This is a genomic window from Caballeronia sp. GAWG2-1 (assembly GCF_023631405.1).
GTDB lineage: Bacteria > Pseudomonadota > Gammaproteobacteria > Burkholderiales > Burkholderiaceae > Caballeronia.
The window spans coordinates 431518-446577 of the sequence record NZ_JALQDD010000027.1; the positions used below are offsets into that span (position 1 = coordinate 431518).

Annotated in this window: 15 protein-coding genes; 7 read left to right on the forward strand and 8 right to left on the reverse strand. The window is 61.4% G+C overall.

Annotated features, from left to right (window positions below; translation table 11 throughout):
- Positions 1-2: 2 nt before the first annotated feature.
- Positions 3-1463: an NAD-dependent succinate-semialdehyde dehydrogenase gene (locus NCR98_RS18410; protein WP_250467406.1), complete on the forward strand. Its 1461-nt coding sequence runs from the start codon at positions 3-5 to the stop codon at positions 1461-1463.
- 57 nt (positions 1464-1520) lie between these two features.
- Here the strand turns inward: NCR98_RS18410 and NCR98_RS18415 are convergent, their stop codons facing one another.
- Entirely contained in the window at positions 1521-2129 is a 609-nt protein-coding gene (locus tag NCR98_RS18415) for a hypothetical protein (RefSeq protein ID WP_250510243.1), read from the reverse strand.
- Positions 2130-2343: 214 nt separating this feature from the next.
- Here NCR98_RS18415 and NCR98_RS18420 point away from each other — a divergent pair, with 214 nt between their 5' ends.
- Entirely contained in the window at positions 2344-3507 is a 1164-nt protein-coding gene (locus tag NCR98_RS18420) for a metallophosphoesterase (RefSeq protein ID WP_250526885.1), read from the forward strand.
- Between the two features lie 22 nt (positions 3508-3529).
- Here the strand turns inward: NCR98_RS18420 and NCR98_RS18425 are convergent, their stop codons facing one another.
- From NCR98_RS18425 to NCR98_RS18440, 4 genes are all read right to left on the reverse strand, one after another.
- Positions 3530-4054 carry a hypothetical protein gene (locus NCR98_RS18425; RefSeq protein ID WP_250526886.1) on the reverse strand — a complete coding sequence of 175 codons (525 nt, stop codon included), beginning with the start codon at positions 4052-4054 and terminating at the stop codon, positions 3530-3532.
- A gap of 230 nt (positions 4055-4284) precedes the next feature.
- The gene (gene msrB / locus NCR98_RS18430) at positions 4285-4785 is read right to left on the reverse strand and encodes a peptide-methionine (R)-S-oxide reductase MsrB (protein WP_250526887.1); all 501 of its coding nucleotides are present in this window, start codon (positions 4783-4785) and stop codon (positions 4285-4287) included.
- A 46-nt stretch (positions 4786-4831) separates the two neighbouring features.
- Entirely contained in the window at positions 4832-5593 is a 762-nt protein-coding gene (locus tag NCR98_RS18435) for an ABC transporter permease (protein WP_244829275.1), read from the reverse strand.
- 45 nt (positions 5594-5638) lie between these two features.
- Complete coding sequence (locus NCR98_RS18440; RefSeq protein ID WP_244829274.1) at positions 5639-6559, reverse strand: ABC transporter ATP-binding protein; 921 nt, start codon at positions 6557-6559, stop codon at positions 5639-5641.
- Positions 6560-6687: 128 nt separating this feature from the next.
- Between NCR98_RS18440 and NCR98_RS18445 the strand changes: the two genes are divergently transcribed.
- Both NCR98_RS18445 and NCR98_RS18450 read left to right on the forward strand, forming a co-directional pair.
- Positions 6688-7167, forward strand: a complete 480-nt coding sequence (locus tag NCR98_RS18445) for a 2,4'-dihydroxyacetophenone dioxygenase family protein (protein WP_250510247.1) — start codon at positions 6688-6690, stop codon at positions 7165-7167.
- Positions 7168-7218: 51 nt separating this feature from the next.
- Positions 7219-8070, forward strand: a complete 852-nt coding sequence (locus NCR98_RS18450; RefSeq protein ID WP_244829272.1) for a 3-hydroxybutyryl-CoA dehydrogenase — start codon at positions 7219-7221, stop codon at positions 8068-8070.
- A gap of 8 nt (positions 8071-8078) precedes the next feature.
- On the opposite strand, the gene NCR98_RS18455 is transcribed toward NCR98_RS18450, so the two are convergent.
- Positions 8079-9068 carry a glutathione S-transferase family protein gene (locus NCR98_RS18455; protein WP_250526888.1) on the reverse strand — a complete coding sequence of 330 codons (990 nt, stop codon included), beginning with the start codon at positions 9066-9068 and terminating at the stop codon, positions 8079-8081.
- A 104-nt stretch (positions 9069-9172) separates the two neighbouring features.
- Here NCR98_RS18455 and NCR98_RS18460 point away from each other — a divergent pair, with 104 nt between their 5' ends.
- From NCR98_RS18460 to NCR98_RS18470, 3 genes are all read left to right on the forward strand, one after another.
- Complete coding sequence (locus NCR98_RS18460; protein WP_250467415.1) at positions 9173-10090, forward strand: LysR substrate-binding domain-containing protein; 918 nt, start codon at positions 9173-9175, stop codon at positions 10088-10090.
- A 314-nt stretch (positions 10091-10404) separates the two neighbouring features.
- Positions 10405-11562: an AI-2E family transporter YdiK gene (ydiK, locus tag NCR98_RS18465; protein WP_244829269.1), complete on the forward strand. Its 1158-nt coding sequence runs from the start codon at positions 10405-10407 to the stop codon at positions 11560-11562.
- A gap of 188 nt (positions 11563-11750) precedes the next feature.
- Positions 11751-12380, forward strand: coding sequence for a DUF6572 domain-containing protein (locus NCR98_RS18470; RefSeq protein ID WP_250526889.1), 630 nt, complete (start codon positions 11751-11753; stop codon positions 12378-12380).
- Between the two features lie 152 nt (positions 12381-12532).
- Here NCR98_RS18470 and NCR98_RS18475 read toward each other — a convergent pair whose 3' ends face one another.
- A complete protein-coding gene (locus NCR98_RS18475) occupies positions 12533-13252 on the reverse strand; it encodes a hypothetical protein (RefSeq protein ID WP_502799766.1) in 720 nt (239 codons plus the stop codon).
- A 107-nt stretch (positions 13253-13359) separates the two neighbouring features.
- Positions 13360-15057 (reverse strand): AMP-binding protein, encoded by a 1698-nt coding sequence (locus tag NCR98_RS18480; protein WP_250526890.1) that lies wholly within the window; start codon positions 15055-15057, stop codon positions 13360-13362.
- Positions 15058-15060: the final 3 nt, after the last annotated feature.

Sequence of the window (15060 nt, forward strand, 5' to 3'; positions counted from 1 at the left end):
AAATGAGCCTCAAAGACCAACTCAAGGACCCGGCACTGCTTCGTCACGCGTCGTATATCGCCGGTGAATGGCAGCAAGCCGATGACGGCGCCACCTTCGACGTGCTCGATCCGTCAAACGGCGAATCGCTCGGCGCCGTTCCGCAAATGGGCGCGAGCGAAACACGCCGCGCCATCGCGGCCGCCAACGCCGCGTGGCCCGAATGGCGCAAGAAAACCGCGAAGGAACGCGCGGTCATCATGCGCCGCTGGTACGACCTGATGATCGCCAACGCCGACGACCTTGCGCTCATCCTCACGACCGAACAAGGCAAACCGCTCGCCGAAGCGAAGGGCGAGATCGTCTACGCGGCTTCGTTCATCGAATGGTTCGCCGAAGAAGGCAAGCGCGTGGCGGGCGACACGCTCGCCACGCCCGCCGCGGACAAGCGCATTGTCGTGACGAAGGAACCAATCGGCGTGTGCGCGGCGATCACGCCGTGGAACTTCCCGGCAGCGATGATCACGCGCAAGGTCGGTCCGGCGCTGGCGGCGGGCTGTCCTATCGTCGTGAAGCCGGCCGAGGCCACACCATTCTCCGCGTTCGCGCTGGCCGTGCTAGCGGAGCGCGCGGGCGTGCCGAAGGGCGTGTTGAGCGTGCTGACCGGCGACCCGAAAGCCATCGGCGGCGAAATGACGGGCAACCCGACCGTGCGCAAGCTCTCGTTCACAGGCTCGACGGCGGTAGGCCGTCTCCTGATGGCGCAAAGCGCGCCTACGGTCAAGAAAGTCACGCTGGAACTCGGTGGCAACGCGCCCTTCCTCGTGTTCGAAGACGCCGATGTCGACGCGGCGGTGCAAGGCGCGATTGCATCGAAGTATCGCAATAGTGGTCAGACGTGCGTGTGCACGAATCGCTTCTATGTGCACGAGCGCGTCTACGACGAGTTCGCCGCGAAACTGGCGACGGCTGTAGGCGACCTGAAGGTTGGACGCGGCACGGATGACGGCGTGTTGCTCGGCCCGCTCATCAACGAAGCGGCGGTGAAGAAGGTGGAAGCGCATATCGAGGATGCGCTGGCCAAAGGCGCGACGCTGACGGCCGGCGGCAAGCGGCATGCGCTCGGCCACGGTTTTTTTCAGCCGACCGTGCTTACCGGCGTCACGCCGGCCATGCAAGTGGCGAAAGAAGAGACGTTCGGCCCGCTCGCGCCGATTTTCAAATTCTCTTCCGACGACGAAGCCATTCGCCTGGCCAACGACACCGAATTCGGACTCGCCGCATACTTCTACAGCCGCGACATTGCACGCGTGTGGCGCGTGGCGGAAGCGCTCGAATACGGCATGGTCGGAATCAACACCGGCCTGATCTCGAACGAAGTCGCGCCGTTCGGCGGCGTCAAGCAATCGGGACTGGGCCGTGAAGGCTCGCACTATGGCATCGACGATTACGTCGTCATCAAGTATCTGTGCCTGCAGGTCTGATTTTTAGCCGATGCACCGAGCGAAGGCCCCGCGCGTGTTTAACGCCGGGGCCTTCGCTCATTTCGATGCCGCGACGGGCGTCACTTTCACCGCAGCCGCGGAAACGAACACCGCATGCACGGTGTCGCCCTTCTTGAGGTTGTCGGCTGCGACATCGGGCGGAAGGTCCATGGTCTCGGTGCGCCACGGTCCGCGCAGCGTGACGGTGTGGTGCTTCTTGTCGACCCTCACGACCGTGGCGAGAATCTCGACCTGACGCGATGAATCGAAGCCGCTTGCGCCGTTCGCGCCCGAAGCGGGCGAATAGGTTTGCGTGTCCACGCGCTTGCGCAGGCCCTGATCCTTGCCCGTTACCTTTTCCACGTTCGAAAGCAAAGCGTTCTTGTACTGGACATCGACCTTGTCGCCGACATGAAGCTGATCGAAACCCGTCACTTCCTTATTGACGAGCACTGTCGAATCGCCACGCGGACCATGCACGATGAGCGTGCGCGTCGACGGGTCGATGCCCGTAATGACGGCTTGAACGTGGATAGGCTGCGCCGCGCCGATGACCTGCCGCGCCTGGTTCGTCAATGCGTCGTTGGTCTGAGCGAAAGCGGTGCCGGACGCCACGACGATTGCCGTCATCGGAAAGAGAGAAAGCGCGCGAAAGCCTGATTTCATTTGATCACTCCTCGTTGCACATCGGTAGTCCAAACAAATTCGCTCGACGATATCATGCAGACGGCTACGCCCAGACGCACGCCCACGGCGGATATGGCCCCGAACCGGTAGAATCGATCGACAGGACCGGCTCAGGGCAACGACGCGTATATTCGACGCGCCGACGCGTCACGCGTATTCTTGCCCGCCGCATTTTTGACCTTTTAGGGGCGTTATGCGACGTTCGGCATTTTTTATCCGCTTCATTGGCATTGGTGTTCTCTTTCATATCTACGTTGGCGTGCGGCTCATTCCCGATGCGCCCGTCGGCCCGGCGCTCAAGGCGCTTGCCAGCGCACTGCTCGTCGCCTCGCTGATTTTGATTCCGCTCGGCATGTCCGCGCGATCGATCGAAAAGCAACCGCTTGCGGATCGGCTCGCCTGGTTCGGACTGACCGCGCTCGGCTTCTTCTCGTCGCTCCTGCTGCTGACCTTCGCGCGCGATCTCGTGCTGCTGTCCGTGCATGTGTTCGACTGGCTGCGCGGCACGCCCATAGGCTCGCCCCGCTTCGTTGCCGAGAGTGCGCTGGCCGTGCCGTTGCTCGCGTTGCTCTCGTCCGTCGCCGGCTTTTACAACGCGCGAAAGCGCGCGCCGGTAAAGAGCGTGGACGTGCCCATCGACAATTTGCCGGCGGCGCTCGAAGGCTTCACCATTGTGCAGATTAGCGATATCCACGTCGGCCCGACCATCAAGCGGCACTATGTCGAGCGAATCGTCGCGGCCGTCAATGCGTTGCAGCCGGATCTGATCGCGGTGACGGGCGACGTGGTCGATGGCAGTGTGCCGCACCTCGCTGCTCATACACGCCCGCTCGCGGAATTGAGCGCGCGGCACGGCGCGTTCCTCGTCACGGGTAATCACGAGTATTACTCGGGCGCGGACAAGTGGATCGTCGAATTCCGGCGGCTCGGCATGAATGTGCTGCTCAATCAGCATGTGGTGCTGAACCACGACGGCGCGCAAGCCGTGATCGCCGGTGTCACCGATTACGGCGCGGGCAGCTTCGATCCCGCGCACCGGAGCGACCCGGCTAAAGCGATGGAAGGCGCTCCCGCCGATGCCACCGTGCGCGTGCTCCTTGCCCATCAGCCGCGCAGCGCGACCGCCGCCGCCGATGCGGGTTTCACGCTGCAACTGTCGGGGCATACACATGGCGGACAGTTCTTTCCGTGGAACTTCTTCGTCAAGCTGCAGCAGCCGTTCGTGTCGGGTCTCGTGAAATTCAACGGACTTTGGGTGTACACGAGTCGAGGGACGGGCTATTGGGGACCGCCCAAGCGCCTCGGCGCGCCTTCCGAAATCACGCGCGTGAGGCTGGTCGCGGCGCCTGCAGCTTGAATCGAGCTTGGCCTGCATGGAGTCAGCGCTTTGAAACACTTTTCCAGACCACTTTCACGGTCGCGCCGAATGCGAGCGCGGCAGCGTCGCCGGGATGGGTTGTACGTATCTCGATTGGCAAGCTGTTGGCGTCCTTCAGCATGACGACGCCGGTTGCACTGTCGGCGCCCGTAACCTGCCCGACGAACTGCGTTTGCCCCGGCAGCATTTCCTGCAAAGGCTGCGCTTTGACGGGCGTGAGCGTAACCGCGCGAAGGGCCGTGCTATTCACTCGTGTGCCAATAGGCAACTTGTTCAGATCCTGCATCTCCTGCCCGACGTTCAACTGCGTCTCCTGCCCTTGCGCATTGACCACGGTGACGCGATGCGCGTCCGGATCGACAGCTTTTACCTCGCCGATGATCTGCACGAGCATCTTGCCTTCGATGGACAGCGCAGCAACCTTTGCGCTTGGTTGACGTTGAGCAAACGCATTGCCGCCATTCAATAGGCCAGTCAGCGAGCCGATCAGCAACGCTGTGCAGAAGTCGATTATTTTGATTTTCATGGCTCAGTCTCTCAATGTCAGCGAGGCCAGCCAGGCTTTCTCTCGCATACATCCTGACGAGGATGTTGTTTCGATTCTGCCCTGTCAACCCTCCGAGATGATTGAGACGGAGTGCGAAATTTTGTCACCGATCGTTTTGATGCGCGAAAGGCTTGCCTTGCTTCAAGGCGAATTCAAAGCGTTCGGCGCGTGCGCCGGCGACCGTATCCGTTCTACGCGCTTTGGCCAGGTCAGCTTTCGGTCTGGCGAAAAAGCAGCGCAGCGCCGTTCAGGCAGTAACGCAGACCAGTGGGATTCGGGCCGTCGTCGAAGACATGCCCAAGATGGCCGCCGCAACGCCGGCAAAGCACTTCGTGACGAAGGGAGCCGGGCGTTGCATCGGCGCGGGTGGCGACGGCGCCGTCGATTGGCATGGAGAAACTCGGCCATCCGGTGCCGCTATCGAACTTCGCCGACGAGGCAAAGAGCGGCGATCCGCATCCCGCGCAAAAAAACGAGCCGTTGCGACGCTCGTTGATCAGCGGGCTGGCGTTCGGCGGCTCGGTCGCGCCACGCCTGAGCACGCGATATTGTTCAGTGGAAAGGCGGCGGCGCCATCCGGCATCGCTCAGGTTCATCTCGTACGGGTCGGCAAGCGCCGTGTCCGCGCCGCGCGAGGCAATGGAGCCGCTCGTGAAAGTGGCCGTGACCGCGCCGAAGAAAGTGCGTTTAGTGCGTTTCATGATTTTCATTCGATGAACGCCTCTTGATGGTGACGACGCCCGCCGGCGCCAACCGCTACGATTTGATGCGATAGCCGGTCTTGAAGATCCACGCCGTGATAGCGATGAACACACCCAGAAATACTAACGTCATCGCAAGGCTTACGCCTACGGAAACATCCGCGAGACCGTAAAAACTCCAGCGAAAGCCGCTGATGAGATACACGACCGGATTGAAAAGCGCGACCGTTTTCCAGAAAGGCGGCAGGATGTTGATCGAATAAAAGCTGCCGCCGAGGAACGTGAGCGGCGTGACAATCAAGAGCGGAATGATCTGAAGTTTCTCGAAACCGTCTGCCCATATTCCGATGATGAATCCGAGCAGGCTGAATGTCAGCGATGTCAGCAGCAAAAACACGATCATCCAAAACGGATGGTCGATCCGCAGCGGCACGAAGAGCCGCGCAGTCGCGAGAATGATTAATCCGAGAATGATCGACTTGGTCGCCGCCGCGCCGACGTAACTCAGAACGAGCTCGAAATACGACACGGGCGCGGACAAGAGCTCGTAGATGGTGCCCGTGAACTTCGGAAAGTAAATGCCGAACGAAGCGTTCGCGATGCTCTGCGTGAGCAGCGACAGCATGACGAGTCCCGGCACGATGAACGCGCCGTAGCTGATGCCGTCCACTTGCGGAATGCGCGAGCCGATGGCCGCGCCGAACACCACGAAATAGAGCGAAGTGGAAATGACGGGCGACACGATGCTCTGCATGAGCGTGCGTCCGGCGCGCGCCATTTCGAAGCGATAGATCGCGCGTACTGCGTGAAGATTCATGTGGTCTCCCTGTCGACCGGAATCGATGCTCCCGGTCCGATACGACTAGTTGCGCACGAGGCTCACGAAGATGTCTTCGAGCGAGCTCTGCGTCGTTTGCAGATCCTTGAAGCGCACGCCGGCTTCATCGACATGGCGCAATAGCGCGATGATTCGACCCGGCTCGTCATGGGCGTCGTAGGTGTAAGTCAGTTCGTTGCCGTCGGCGGACAATTGCAGGCCGTAGGGCGCGAGCGACGCGGGCACGGCAGCCAGCGCGTGATCCAATTGCAGCGCGAGCTTCTTCTGCCCGAGCTTGCGCATGAGTTCGGCCTTCTCTTCGACCAGCACGATCTCGCCGCGATTGATCACGCCTACGCGATCCGCCATCTCTTCCGCTTCCTCGATGTAATGCGTCGTGAGGATGATGGTCACGCCGTTCGCTTGCAGTTCGCGCACGAGGTTCCACATGTCGCGGCGCAGTTCGACATCGACGCCGGCCGTCGGCTCGTCCAGAAAGAGAATCTGCGGCTCGTGCGCGAGCGCCTTGGCGATCAGGACGCGCCGCTTCATGCCGCCCGAAAGCGTCATGATCTTGTTGTCCTTTTTGCTCCAGAGCGACAGCGACTTCAGCACCTTCTCGACATGCGCCGGGTTTTTCGGCCGGCCGAACAAGCCCCGGCTGAACGATACGGTCGCCCACACGGTTTCGAAGGCGTCGGTGGTGAGTTCCTGTGGCACGAGCCCGATCATCGCGCGCGCGGCGCGATAGTCCGTGACGATGTCGTGTCCGTTCACGGTGACCGTGCCCGAGCTGGGATTCACGATGCCGCAAACCGTGCTGATGAGCGTGGTCTTGCCCGCCCCGTTCGGACCGAGCAACGCGAAAATCTCACCGCGCCGGATTTCCAGATTCACGTCCCGGAGCGCGCTGAACCCCGACTCGTAGGTCTTGGAGAGGTTTGAAATGGTAATGATGGTTGGCATGGCACGGACGATAGCAGATAAGGCGCGATCCGGCTGGATCGAAACGGGGCTTTCAGGGGTCGTCCGTTTGGCCGATGCACGGCGCGTGCCGCGCTGCATACAATGGGCGTCTGATCAAGGGAGCCGACATGCTGTTCGAACAGATTCAAACCGCTTGCATCAACGACGCGGACGTGCCGTGGGTGCCCTTCACGCCATACAGCGAGCACGTGCTCGTCAAATACTTCAAGCTCGATCCGGTTCGCGGCGAAACCATCGCCCTTTTGAAGGCGCCGGCGCGCGGACAAATGCCGCGGCATCGGCATACGGGCACGGTAATCGTCTACACGGTCGAAGGGCGCTGGAAGTATCGCGAACATGCGTGGATCGCGGACAAAGGCAGCATCGTGTACGAGACCGCAGGTTCCAGTCACACGCCGGAAGCCGTTCCAGTGGTGGACGGCAGCGATCAGATCGTCACGCTCAACATCATTCAGGGCGAGCTGCTCTTCGTAAACGAAAACGGGCAAATACTTGCCGCCGAAGACTGGCGCAGCGGCTGGGAGCGCTACGCTGCCTATTGCCGCGCGCATGGATTAAAAACACGCGACTTGACGGCGTTCGGCTGAAGGCGTGGTTAGAATCGTGCATCGCACAAACATCCACTGGAGGAAGCGCGCATGAGCATACAGACGGTGGGTATCGTCGGAGCGGGAACCATGGGCAACGGCATCGCGCAGGTCGCGGCCGTGGCGGGATTCGACATCGTGCTGATCGACGTGACGGACGCCGCGCTCGCCAAGGGCGTGGCCACGCTGACGAACAGCCTGGAACGGCTGGTGTCGAAAGACAAGCTGCAAGCGTCGGTGCGCGATGCCGCGATTGCGCGCATCCAGACATCCACGGATTACGGGCGGCTCAAGGACGCGGATATCGTCATCGAGGCGGCCACGGAGAACGTCGAGCTCAAACACCGCATTCTGAAGCAGATCGAAGCAGCGGCGCGGCCCGAGGCGATCATCGCGTCGAACACATCGTCTATTTCGATCACCGCGCTTGGCGCAACGCTTGCGCGGCCCGAGCGGTTCATCGGCATGCACTTCTTCAATCCGGTGCCGCTGCTGCAACTCGTCGAAGTGATTCGCGGCGTACAGACGAGCGACGACACCGCGAACGCCGTGCGCGCGCTCACCGAGAAGCTGGACAAGTCGCCCATTGGCGTGAAGAACTCGCCTGGCTTCGTGGTCAACCGCATTCTCGTGCCCATGATCAACGAAGCCTTCTTCGTGCTCTATGAAGGCGTGGCGAGCGCCGAGGAAATCGACGCGGGCATGAAGCTCGGCGCAAACCATCCTATCGGTCCGCTCGCGCTTGCCGATCTCATCGGCCTCGATGTCTGTCTCTCGGTCATGGACGTGTTCCTGAAGGATTTCGGCGATTCGAAATATCGAGCGTGCCCGCTGTTGCGCGAACTCGTGTCCGCGGGTTATCTCGGCCGCAAGACGAAGCGCGGCGTTTATCGGTACGACTGAGCTCACGCTTACGCGCTTTTCGGCAGACGCTCTCGGTCGTGCGGCGCGGCGAAGTCAAGCACGGGACCGGCCGGCACGATCCCGGTCGGGTTGATCGAGCGATGACTCTCGTAGTAATGCCGCTTGATGTGCTCGAAGTTCACCGTGTCCGCGACTCCCGGCATCCGGTAAATCTCGCGCGTGTAGTTGGAGAGATTCGGATAATCCGCTATGCGCCGCAGATTGCATTTGAAGTGGCCGGCGTACACGGCGTCGAAGCGCACGAGCGTCGTGAACAGTCGGATGTCGGCTTCGGTGAAGCGCTCGCCCGCGAGATAACGGTGCGAGGCAAGGCGCGCATCGAGGAAGTCGAGGGTATCGAAGAGCGGCTGCACGGCTTCCTCGTACGCGGCCTGGGTGGTCGCGAAGCCCGCTTTGTAGACGCCGTTGTTCACGCTGTCGTAGATGCGCGCGTTGAGCGTGTCGATCTCCGCGCGCAACTCGGGCGGATAGTAATTGCCCGCTTTGGCGCCCAGGCCGTCGAACGCGGCATTCAGCATGCGAATAATCTCGGACGACTCGTTGCTGACTATCGTGCCGCGCGCCTTGTCCCAGAGAATCGGCACGGTCACGCGGCCGGTGTAGCTCGCGTCCGCCGCCGTGTAGACCTGATGCAGAAAGCGCGCGCCGTTGATGGCGTCGGGCACGACGCCCGGACCATCCGCGAACGTCCAGCCGTTTTCGAGCATGAGCCAGTGAACGACCGAGATGTCGATCATCTCTTGCAGCCCCTTGAGCGCGCGCACGATAAGCGTGCGATGTGCCCACGGACACGCCAGGCTCACGTACAAGTGATAACGGCCCGCTTCCGCCTTGAAGCCGCCCTCGCCACTCGGACCGGGCGCGCCATCGGCCGTGACCCAGTTGCGAAACGCCGCGTCCTTGCGCACGAAGCGCCCGCCAGTCGATTTCGTGTCGTACCACTTGTCCTGCCATTGCCCGTCGACGAGAAGTCCCATCTGCATGCTCCCTGATCGTTGTTTGCGTCATCACAAGCACGTGGTGGACCGCGCCGCCGCTCTTGCCGTACCATCGCGCCGATGAACGTTCGATGGAGTCGAACATGTTATCCGAGGAAGAACTCGCCCTGCTCGATGCAATCCGCTCGACCGGCAGCCTTTCCCGCGCGGCGGCGCGACTCGGCCGCGCGCCCTCGACGATCTCGCATGCCGCGCGGCAACTGGAAACGCGCTTCGACGCGCTGCTGTTCGACCGCCGTCGTTACCGCCTGCAATTGACGCCAGCGGGCCATCTTCTCGCCGATGAAGCCGCGCGTCTGATGATCGACGTGTCGCGTCTGACGCAGCGCGTGAAGCAGATCGCGAGCGGCTGGGAAGACCGGTTGTGGATAGTCTGCGACGAGATACTCGAGTTCGAGACCTTGCTGCCGGTCGTGCAGGCGTTCGACGCGCTCGCGTCCGGCGTGACCCTGCGCATGACGCATGAAGTGCTGGGCGGCACGTGGGAAGCACTGCGCGATGGCCGCGCCGATCTCATCGTCGGGGCGACGAACGAACCGCCCGCGATTCCCGGCCTGCGCTGGTTCGAACTCGGCGTGATGGAATGGGTGTTCGCCGTGGCGCCGCGCCATCCGCTGGCGAAGGCGGCAGAACCGCTCGGGCGCGAGCAGATCGCGGCGCATCGCGCGGTGGCGGTCGCGGATTCATCGCATGGATCGGCGGGACGCGCTTACGGCGTGCTCGGCGGGCAAGCGGCGCTCGCCGTGCCGGGCATGCGCGCGAAGATTCTTGCTCAACGGCAAGGACTTGGCTGCGGTTGGGTGCCGAAGCATCGAGTGGCTTCGTTGCTGGCGCGTGGCGAACTGATCGCAAAGCAAACCGGCGATCCGCGCGAGCCTAACGTTCTATACGTGGCATGGCGCGGCGATCACGAAGGCCGCGCGTTGCAATGGTGGATCGAGCAGTTCCGTCAGGCGCGTCTGGCCAGGCGTCTGGTCGATGGCATCGACGCGTTCGCCTAAAACTACGGCAGCTTGACCACCGAAGGCAACGAAAAGACTAGACAGCATAAAAGCCACAGCGAATATACAAAGAGGCCTCGCAGCCGCCTGCGTCGCCGGCCGTCGTCTTCACGTGCTTGCCTGAGCATGATTGCCATCTCGTCGAGTGATCGTTTCGTCAAGCGTATGCGAAGCCACCGCACATTGCCAGCGCGCCCGAATACCGTGCGCCATCGGCAATTTTTAGTAGTATGGATTGGATGCCGCCGAACTTACCGCTATGATGCCGGCGCTAAAACGCCCCGTCTCACTGATCTCTTTTCATTCAAGGCACCATGTCCACCACTCCGAACGGGCCGCCGAATTTGAACCCGCGCCAGCCAGTCGATATCGCGCGCATTCTGCTCGTCATTGCCATTCTGACTGCGCTGACTGTTGGCAGCCTTTATATCCTGCGGCCGTTTCTGCCCGGGCTGATCTGGGCCACGACGATCGTCGTCGCCACCTGGCCGTTGATGGTCGCGGTGCAACGCCGCTGCGGCAATCGCCGCTGGGCCGCGACGACTGTCATGCTGCTCGTGCTGCTGATCGTCATCGTGCTGCCGTTGTATCAGGCTATCTCCACGCTCGCATTGCACGGCGCCGAGATCATGTCGGCCATCAAGAGCCTGCCCACGTATGCACTTCCCCCGCCGCCGAGTTGGGTACACGACGTGCCGCTCGCCGGTCAGCGCGTCTCGGCCGAATGGCAGACGCTTTCCGACGCCGGCCCCGGCGGCCTGCTCGCCCGCATCGAACCGTATGTGACGATCGCAGCGCGCTGGATGCTGTCGCACGCAGCCGTCGTCGGGGTGTTCGTGATGCACATGGTGATCACGATCATCATCTCCGGCATCCTTTACATGCAGGGCGAGGCAGCGGGCCGCTTCATCGTGCGGTTCGCAACGCGGGTTGCCGCGCAGCGTGGCGCCGAAGCCATCAAACTCGCCGGCCTCGCCATTCGCGCGGTGGCGCTCGGCATTGTTGTGACGGCCGTGACGCAATCGGCGCTCGGAGGAATCGGCTTGTGGATCGCGGGCGTGCCGGCCGCGGGCATCATCACCGCCGTCATGCTGATGTTGTGCCTCGCGCAAATCGGGCCGCTCTTGCCACTGCTTGGGGGCGTCGCGTGGCTTTTCTGGCACGGGTCGCACGTCGCCGCGATTCTGTTGCTGATCTGGTCGATCATGATTGCCATGCTCGACAATTTTTTACGTCCCATACTCATCCGCCGCGGTATCAATTTGTCGATGCTGCTGATTCTTTCCGGCGTGCTTGGCGGCATGTTCGCATTCGGAATTGTCGGATTGTTTATTGGCCCGGTCATTCTCGCGGTCACCTCGGCAATATTGAACGCGTGGATCAACGAACAGCCTTCATTGCCGCAAGTAGACGCCATGAGTAAGGAAGAGCTGACCGGATCGACGGCCGCGCGAGGCATAAGCGACGTATGAGCGGACGGCGCAAAACATTACCCTTATATCTGCTGAACCGGCACTGGGCGCAAAATTAGGAAAACACCTAAAGCGTATCTGACGCGATCCAAATCTAGCTTTATATTTTGAATCATCCCAAAATAAGAAATCGCTTAAGCAATGGCTTAGGACTCTGATTAATTTGAGAAATCGCAAGCAAACACACAATGTTTCGCTGTGATTTAAAGAGACATATTCCGCTACAATGCACTTCTTTGATACTTGCCCTCTCAGGGCGTAGGGGAATGACCATGTCTCTGCGCGACGTGGACGTCATCGACTACATCGGAGTGAATTCCTTGCTCAAGCGCGTGTATGTCGGGATATTCGATGAATGCGACTGGCACGATGAAAAAATGCATGAGGATTTGCTGACGCGGAAAATAGACGGCTATAACCGTTATATTCGCTCGGGTCAGTTACTTATGAATTATCCGCACGTTCGCGGATATCAGATCGTATTTGAATACGTGTCGATGCACAAAATGACGCCCAGCGCGCTGCAGTATTGGAAAACGCGTGAGCGCGTCATCCACGCGGCGGGTTTCGATGTACGTGTGCGCGCCGTGGATGTTCGGCGCTCGCTCGGCATCAAGGTCGACGACGTCGCCAAGGTTGAAGCCGAGCTGGTCGAACCCGCAGCTATCGAAGTGCTCGATGCGGACCCGCGCAGTCGCCTCGCCGACGTGACCGACATCTCTTATCTGCCGCCGTTGATGCCTTCCAAGGCGCAACAGGCGCAGACTCTCCCGGCGGTTCTTACCCGCCTGTCGTTGCGGCGCGCGGCAATGAACTGAATTTCGTTGTACTCGGAGCCGTTCGGTGCGCGACGAGCGCGCTTCGGAAACACGGGGGAGCTCTCACGGGATACACCGGTGAGCCAATTCGGGAAGCAAATAAAGCGGCGAGGCCTGAAAGCCTCGCCGCTTTTTCGTGGGCACTTCCGAAGTTACTGCACCAGACTCAACGCCGACGTCGCGATGGACGGCACGGCAATATTATTGGTCTTCGCGTACTGCACAGCCTGCGTAAGCGTCTGCATCAGCGATTGCAACTGCCCCGGCGCCGATTGCGCGATATACGTTGCCGCCTGCGCCGTGCCAGGATTCGAGCCGGCCTGCATGAGCGAGGACACGTTCATCGAATTCTTGACCGAACTCAGATTCGATTGCAGCCCCGCGTATTGCTTGACGCCTTGACCCAGCGAAGCTAGCCCATCCGTGAAAGTTTGCTTGCTCGCGGCCGTCGGCGGCGTGGTCGATCCACTGGAAAAAGCCTGAATCAGCGATTGCGACACGCTTTGCTGCGTACCGCCAAGCTGCGACAGCGCACTGCTGCTCGGCACACCGCCGCTTCCCGACGCGCTCGACAGCAGTCCCGCCGCCGACTGTGCCTGACTCGCGACGCCGGACATTCCCATGGCCGAAGCAAGATTCGATTGTCCGCTCAACACTTGTTGATTCGCGCCGAGATAGCTTTGCACTAGCGAACCCAATCCCGACGACTGCGTGCCCGCGCTGCCCGACACATCCGACTTGCCGCTGCCGAATCCGAACTGTTGCAGGTTGATTTGCGCGTTGGATGCGACCGGCGCGACAAGCGCTCCCGTCAAACCAGCCGCCAGTAGCGCAAACCTCAACGAGCGCTTCACCATGTTGCGTTCCTCCATTTGACTTGTCCGATGATCGAACAGGCTCGGTTCGACCTTCAGACAAATTGACGGTTCGCGCTGTTTACATTTGCTTGCGATTGCGTCAGGAGAAATGTTCGGCGAAATCATTTTGTCTGGCGAAGCTCCGGAAAATCCTCTTCCCAAAATTCGAACTCGCCGCGCACCGCAGTGTTGGTGCGAGCGGCTTCCTGTCGACGAAGATCGACGCGCCGAATCTTGCCCGAGATGGTTTTCGGCAACTCGGCGAATTCGATTCTTCGAATGCGTTTATATGGCGAGAGCCGCTCGCGCGAAAACGCGAACACGCTTCGCGCCAGTTCCGGTCCGACTGCGAAGCCGTGTCGCAGGGTAACGAACGCCTTCGGCACGGAGAGCCGTAACGGGTCCGGACTCGGCACGACAGCAGCTTCCGCGATCGCCTCGTGTTCGATCAACACGCTCTCCAGCTCGAACGGACTCAGCCGATAGTCCGAAGATTTGAACACGTCGTCCGCGCGGCCGACGTAGACGAAGTAGCCATCCGCGCCGCGCGAGGCGACGTCCGAGGTGCGATAGAAGCCGCCGCGCATCGCGTTTTCGGTGGCGGTCGGGTTATCGGCGTAACCGGTCATCAGGCCGAGCGGCGGCGGATTCAGCACCAGCGCGATCTCGCCTTCGTCGGCGAGCGCGCCATCTGGATCGAGCAGCGCCACGCGATAACCGGGCAGCGGACGTCCCATCGACCCCGGCGCAACCCGCTGACCCGGCGTATTGGCGATCTGCGCGGTGGTTTCAGTCTGGCCGTAGCCATCGCGGATAGGCACGCCCCACGCCGTGTGCACGCGCTCGACGACCTCGGGATTGAGCGGCTCGCCCGCCCCGACGATCTCCCGCAGCTTCACCGGGTAGGACGCCAGCGGCTCTTGCACCAGCATGCGCCACACGGTCGGCGGCGCGCATAACGTGGTGATGTCGTATTGCACGAGCGCATCGAGCGTGCGCGCCGCATCGAAGCGGCTGAAGTTGTAGATGAAGACGCAAGCCTGTGCATTCCACGGCGCGAAAAAGCAGCTCCACGCGTGCTTCGCCCAGCCCGGCGAGCTGATGTTCCAGTGCACGTCGCCGGGTTGCAGGCCGATCCAGTACATCGTCGAAAGATGCCCGACCGGATAGCTCTCGTGCGTATGCGCGACGAGCTTGGGCTTCGACGTCGTGCCCGAAGTGAAGTACAGCAAATAGGGATCGCTGGCGTTCGTTTCGCCATCTGCGGTAAAGTCCGGCGACGCTTCGTAGGCCGCGTCGTAGGCAAGCCAGCCATCGCGCGGCTCGCCCACGGCGATACGCAGTCCCGTCACGTCGATGCCTTCGAACTTGTGCGTCTCGCCCGCATCGACGATCACGTGTTGCACGCGTCCAAGCGCGATGCGGTCGCGCAAGTCGGCAGGCGCGAGTTGCGTGGTCGCGGGCAGCACGATAGCGCCGAGCTTCATCGCGCCGAGCATGGTCTCCCACAACTCGACTCGGTTCGGCAGCATCAACAAGATACGCTCGCCGCGCGTGACGTTCAGCGCGCGCAAATGGTTGGCGACGCGCGCCGAACGCTCGCTCATCTGCGCGAATGAAAGACGCGTCTCGCCGCCACCTTCGTTGACGATATGCAACGCGGCCGCATGGTTGCCGCGCGCCATCGGATCGAAATAATCGAGCGCCCAGTTGAAACGACTAAGCGCCGGCCACTGAAACTCGCGATACGCGGTGTCGTAATCGGTGCGATGTCGCAGCAAAAAGTCGCGTGCTTCGATGAAAGGCTCTGCCGGGTTCATTTC

Coding starts and splice junctions, on each gene's coding strand:
- NCR98_RS18455 (WP_250526888.1), bottom strand. CDS start 9,068: ATGGGACTTCTCGTCGACGGGCAATGGCAGGACAAGTGGTACGACACG.
- NCR98_RS18470 (WP_250526889.1), top strand. CDS start 11,751: ATGTTTCGCTGTGATTTAAAGAGACATATTCCGCTACAATGCACTTCT.
- NCR98_RS18480 (WP_250526890.1), bottom strand. CDS start 15,057: ATGAACCCGGCAGAGCCTTTCATCGAAGCACGCGACTTTTTGCTGCGA.
- NCR98_RS18410 (WP_250467406.1), top strand. CDS start 3: ATGAGCCTCAAAGACCAACTCAAGGACCCGGCACTGCTTCGTCACGCG.
- NCR98_RS18445 (WP_250510247.1), top strand. CDS start 6,688: ATGCTGTTCGAACAGATTCAAACCGCTTGCATCAACGACGCGGACGTG.
- NCR98_RS18440 (WP_244829274.1), bottom strand. CDS start 6,559: ATGCCAACCATCATTACCATTTCAAACCTCTCCAAGACCTACGAGTCG.
- NCR98_RS18415 (WP_250510243.1), bottom strand. CDS start 2,129: ATGAAATCAGGCTTTCGCGCGCTTTCTCTCTTTCCGATGACGGCAATC.
- NCR98_RS18435 (WP_244829275.1), bottom strand. CDS start 5,593: ATGAATCTTCACGCAGTACGCGCGATCTATCGCTTCGAAATGGCGCGC.
- NCR98_RS18460 (WP_250467415.1), top strand. CDS start 9,173: ATGTTATCCGAGGAAGAACTCGCCCTGCTCGATGCAATCCGCTCGACC.
- NCR98_RS18425 (WP_250526886.1), bottom strand. CDS start 4,054: ATGAAAATCAAAATAATCGACTTCTGCACAGCGTTGCTGATCGGCTCG.
- msrB (WP_250526887.1), bottom strand. CDS start 4,785: ATGAAAATCATGAAACGCACTAAACGCACTTTCTTCGGCGCGGTCACG.
- ydiK (WP_244829269.1), top strand. CDS start 10,405: ATGTCCACCACTCCGAACGGGCCGCCGAATTTGAACCCGCGCCAGCCA.
- NCR98_RS18450 (WP_244829272.1), top strand. CDS start 7,219: ATGAGCATACAGACGGTGGGTATCGTCGGAGCGGGAACCATGGGCAAC.
- NCR98_RS18475 (WP_502799766.1), bottom strand. CDS start 13,252: ATGGAGGAACGCAACATGGTGAAGCGCTCGTTGAGGTTTGCGCTACTG.
- NCR98_RS18420 (WP_250526885.1), top strand. CDS start 2,344: ATGCGACGTTCGGCATTTTTTATCCGCTTCATTGGCATTGGTGTTCTC.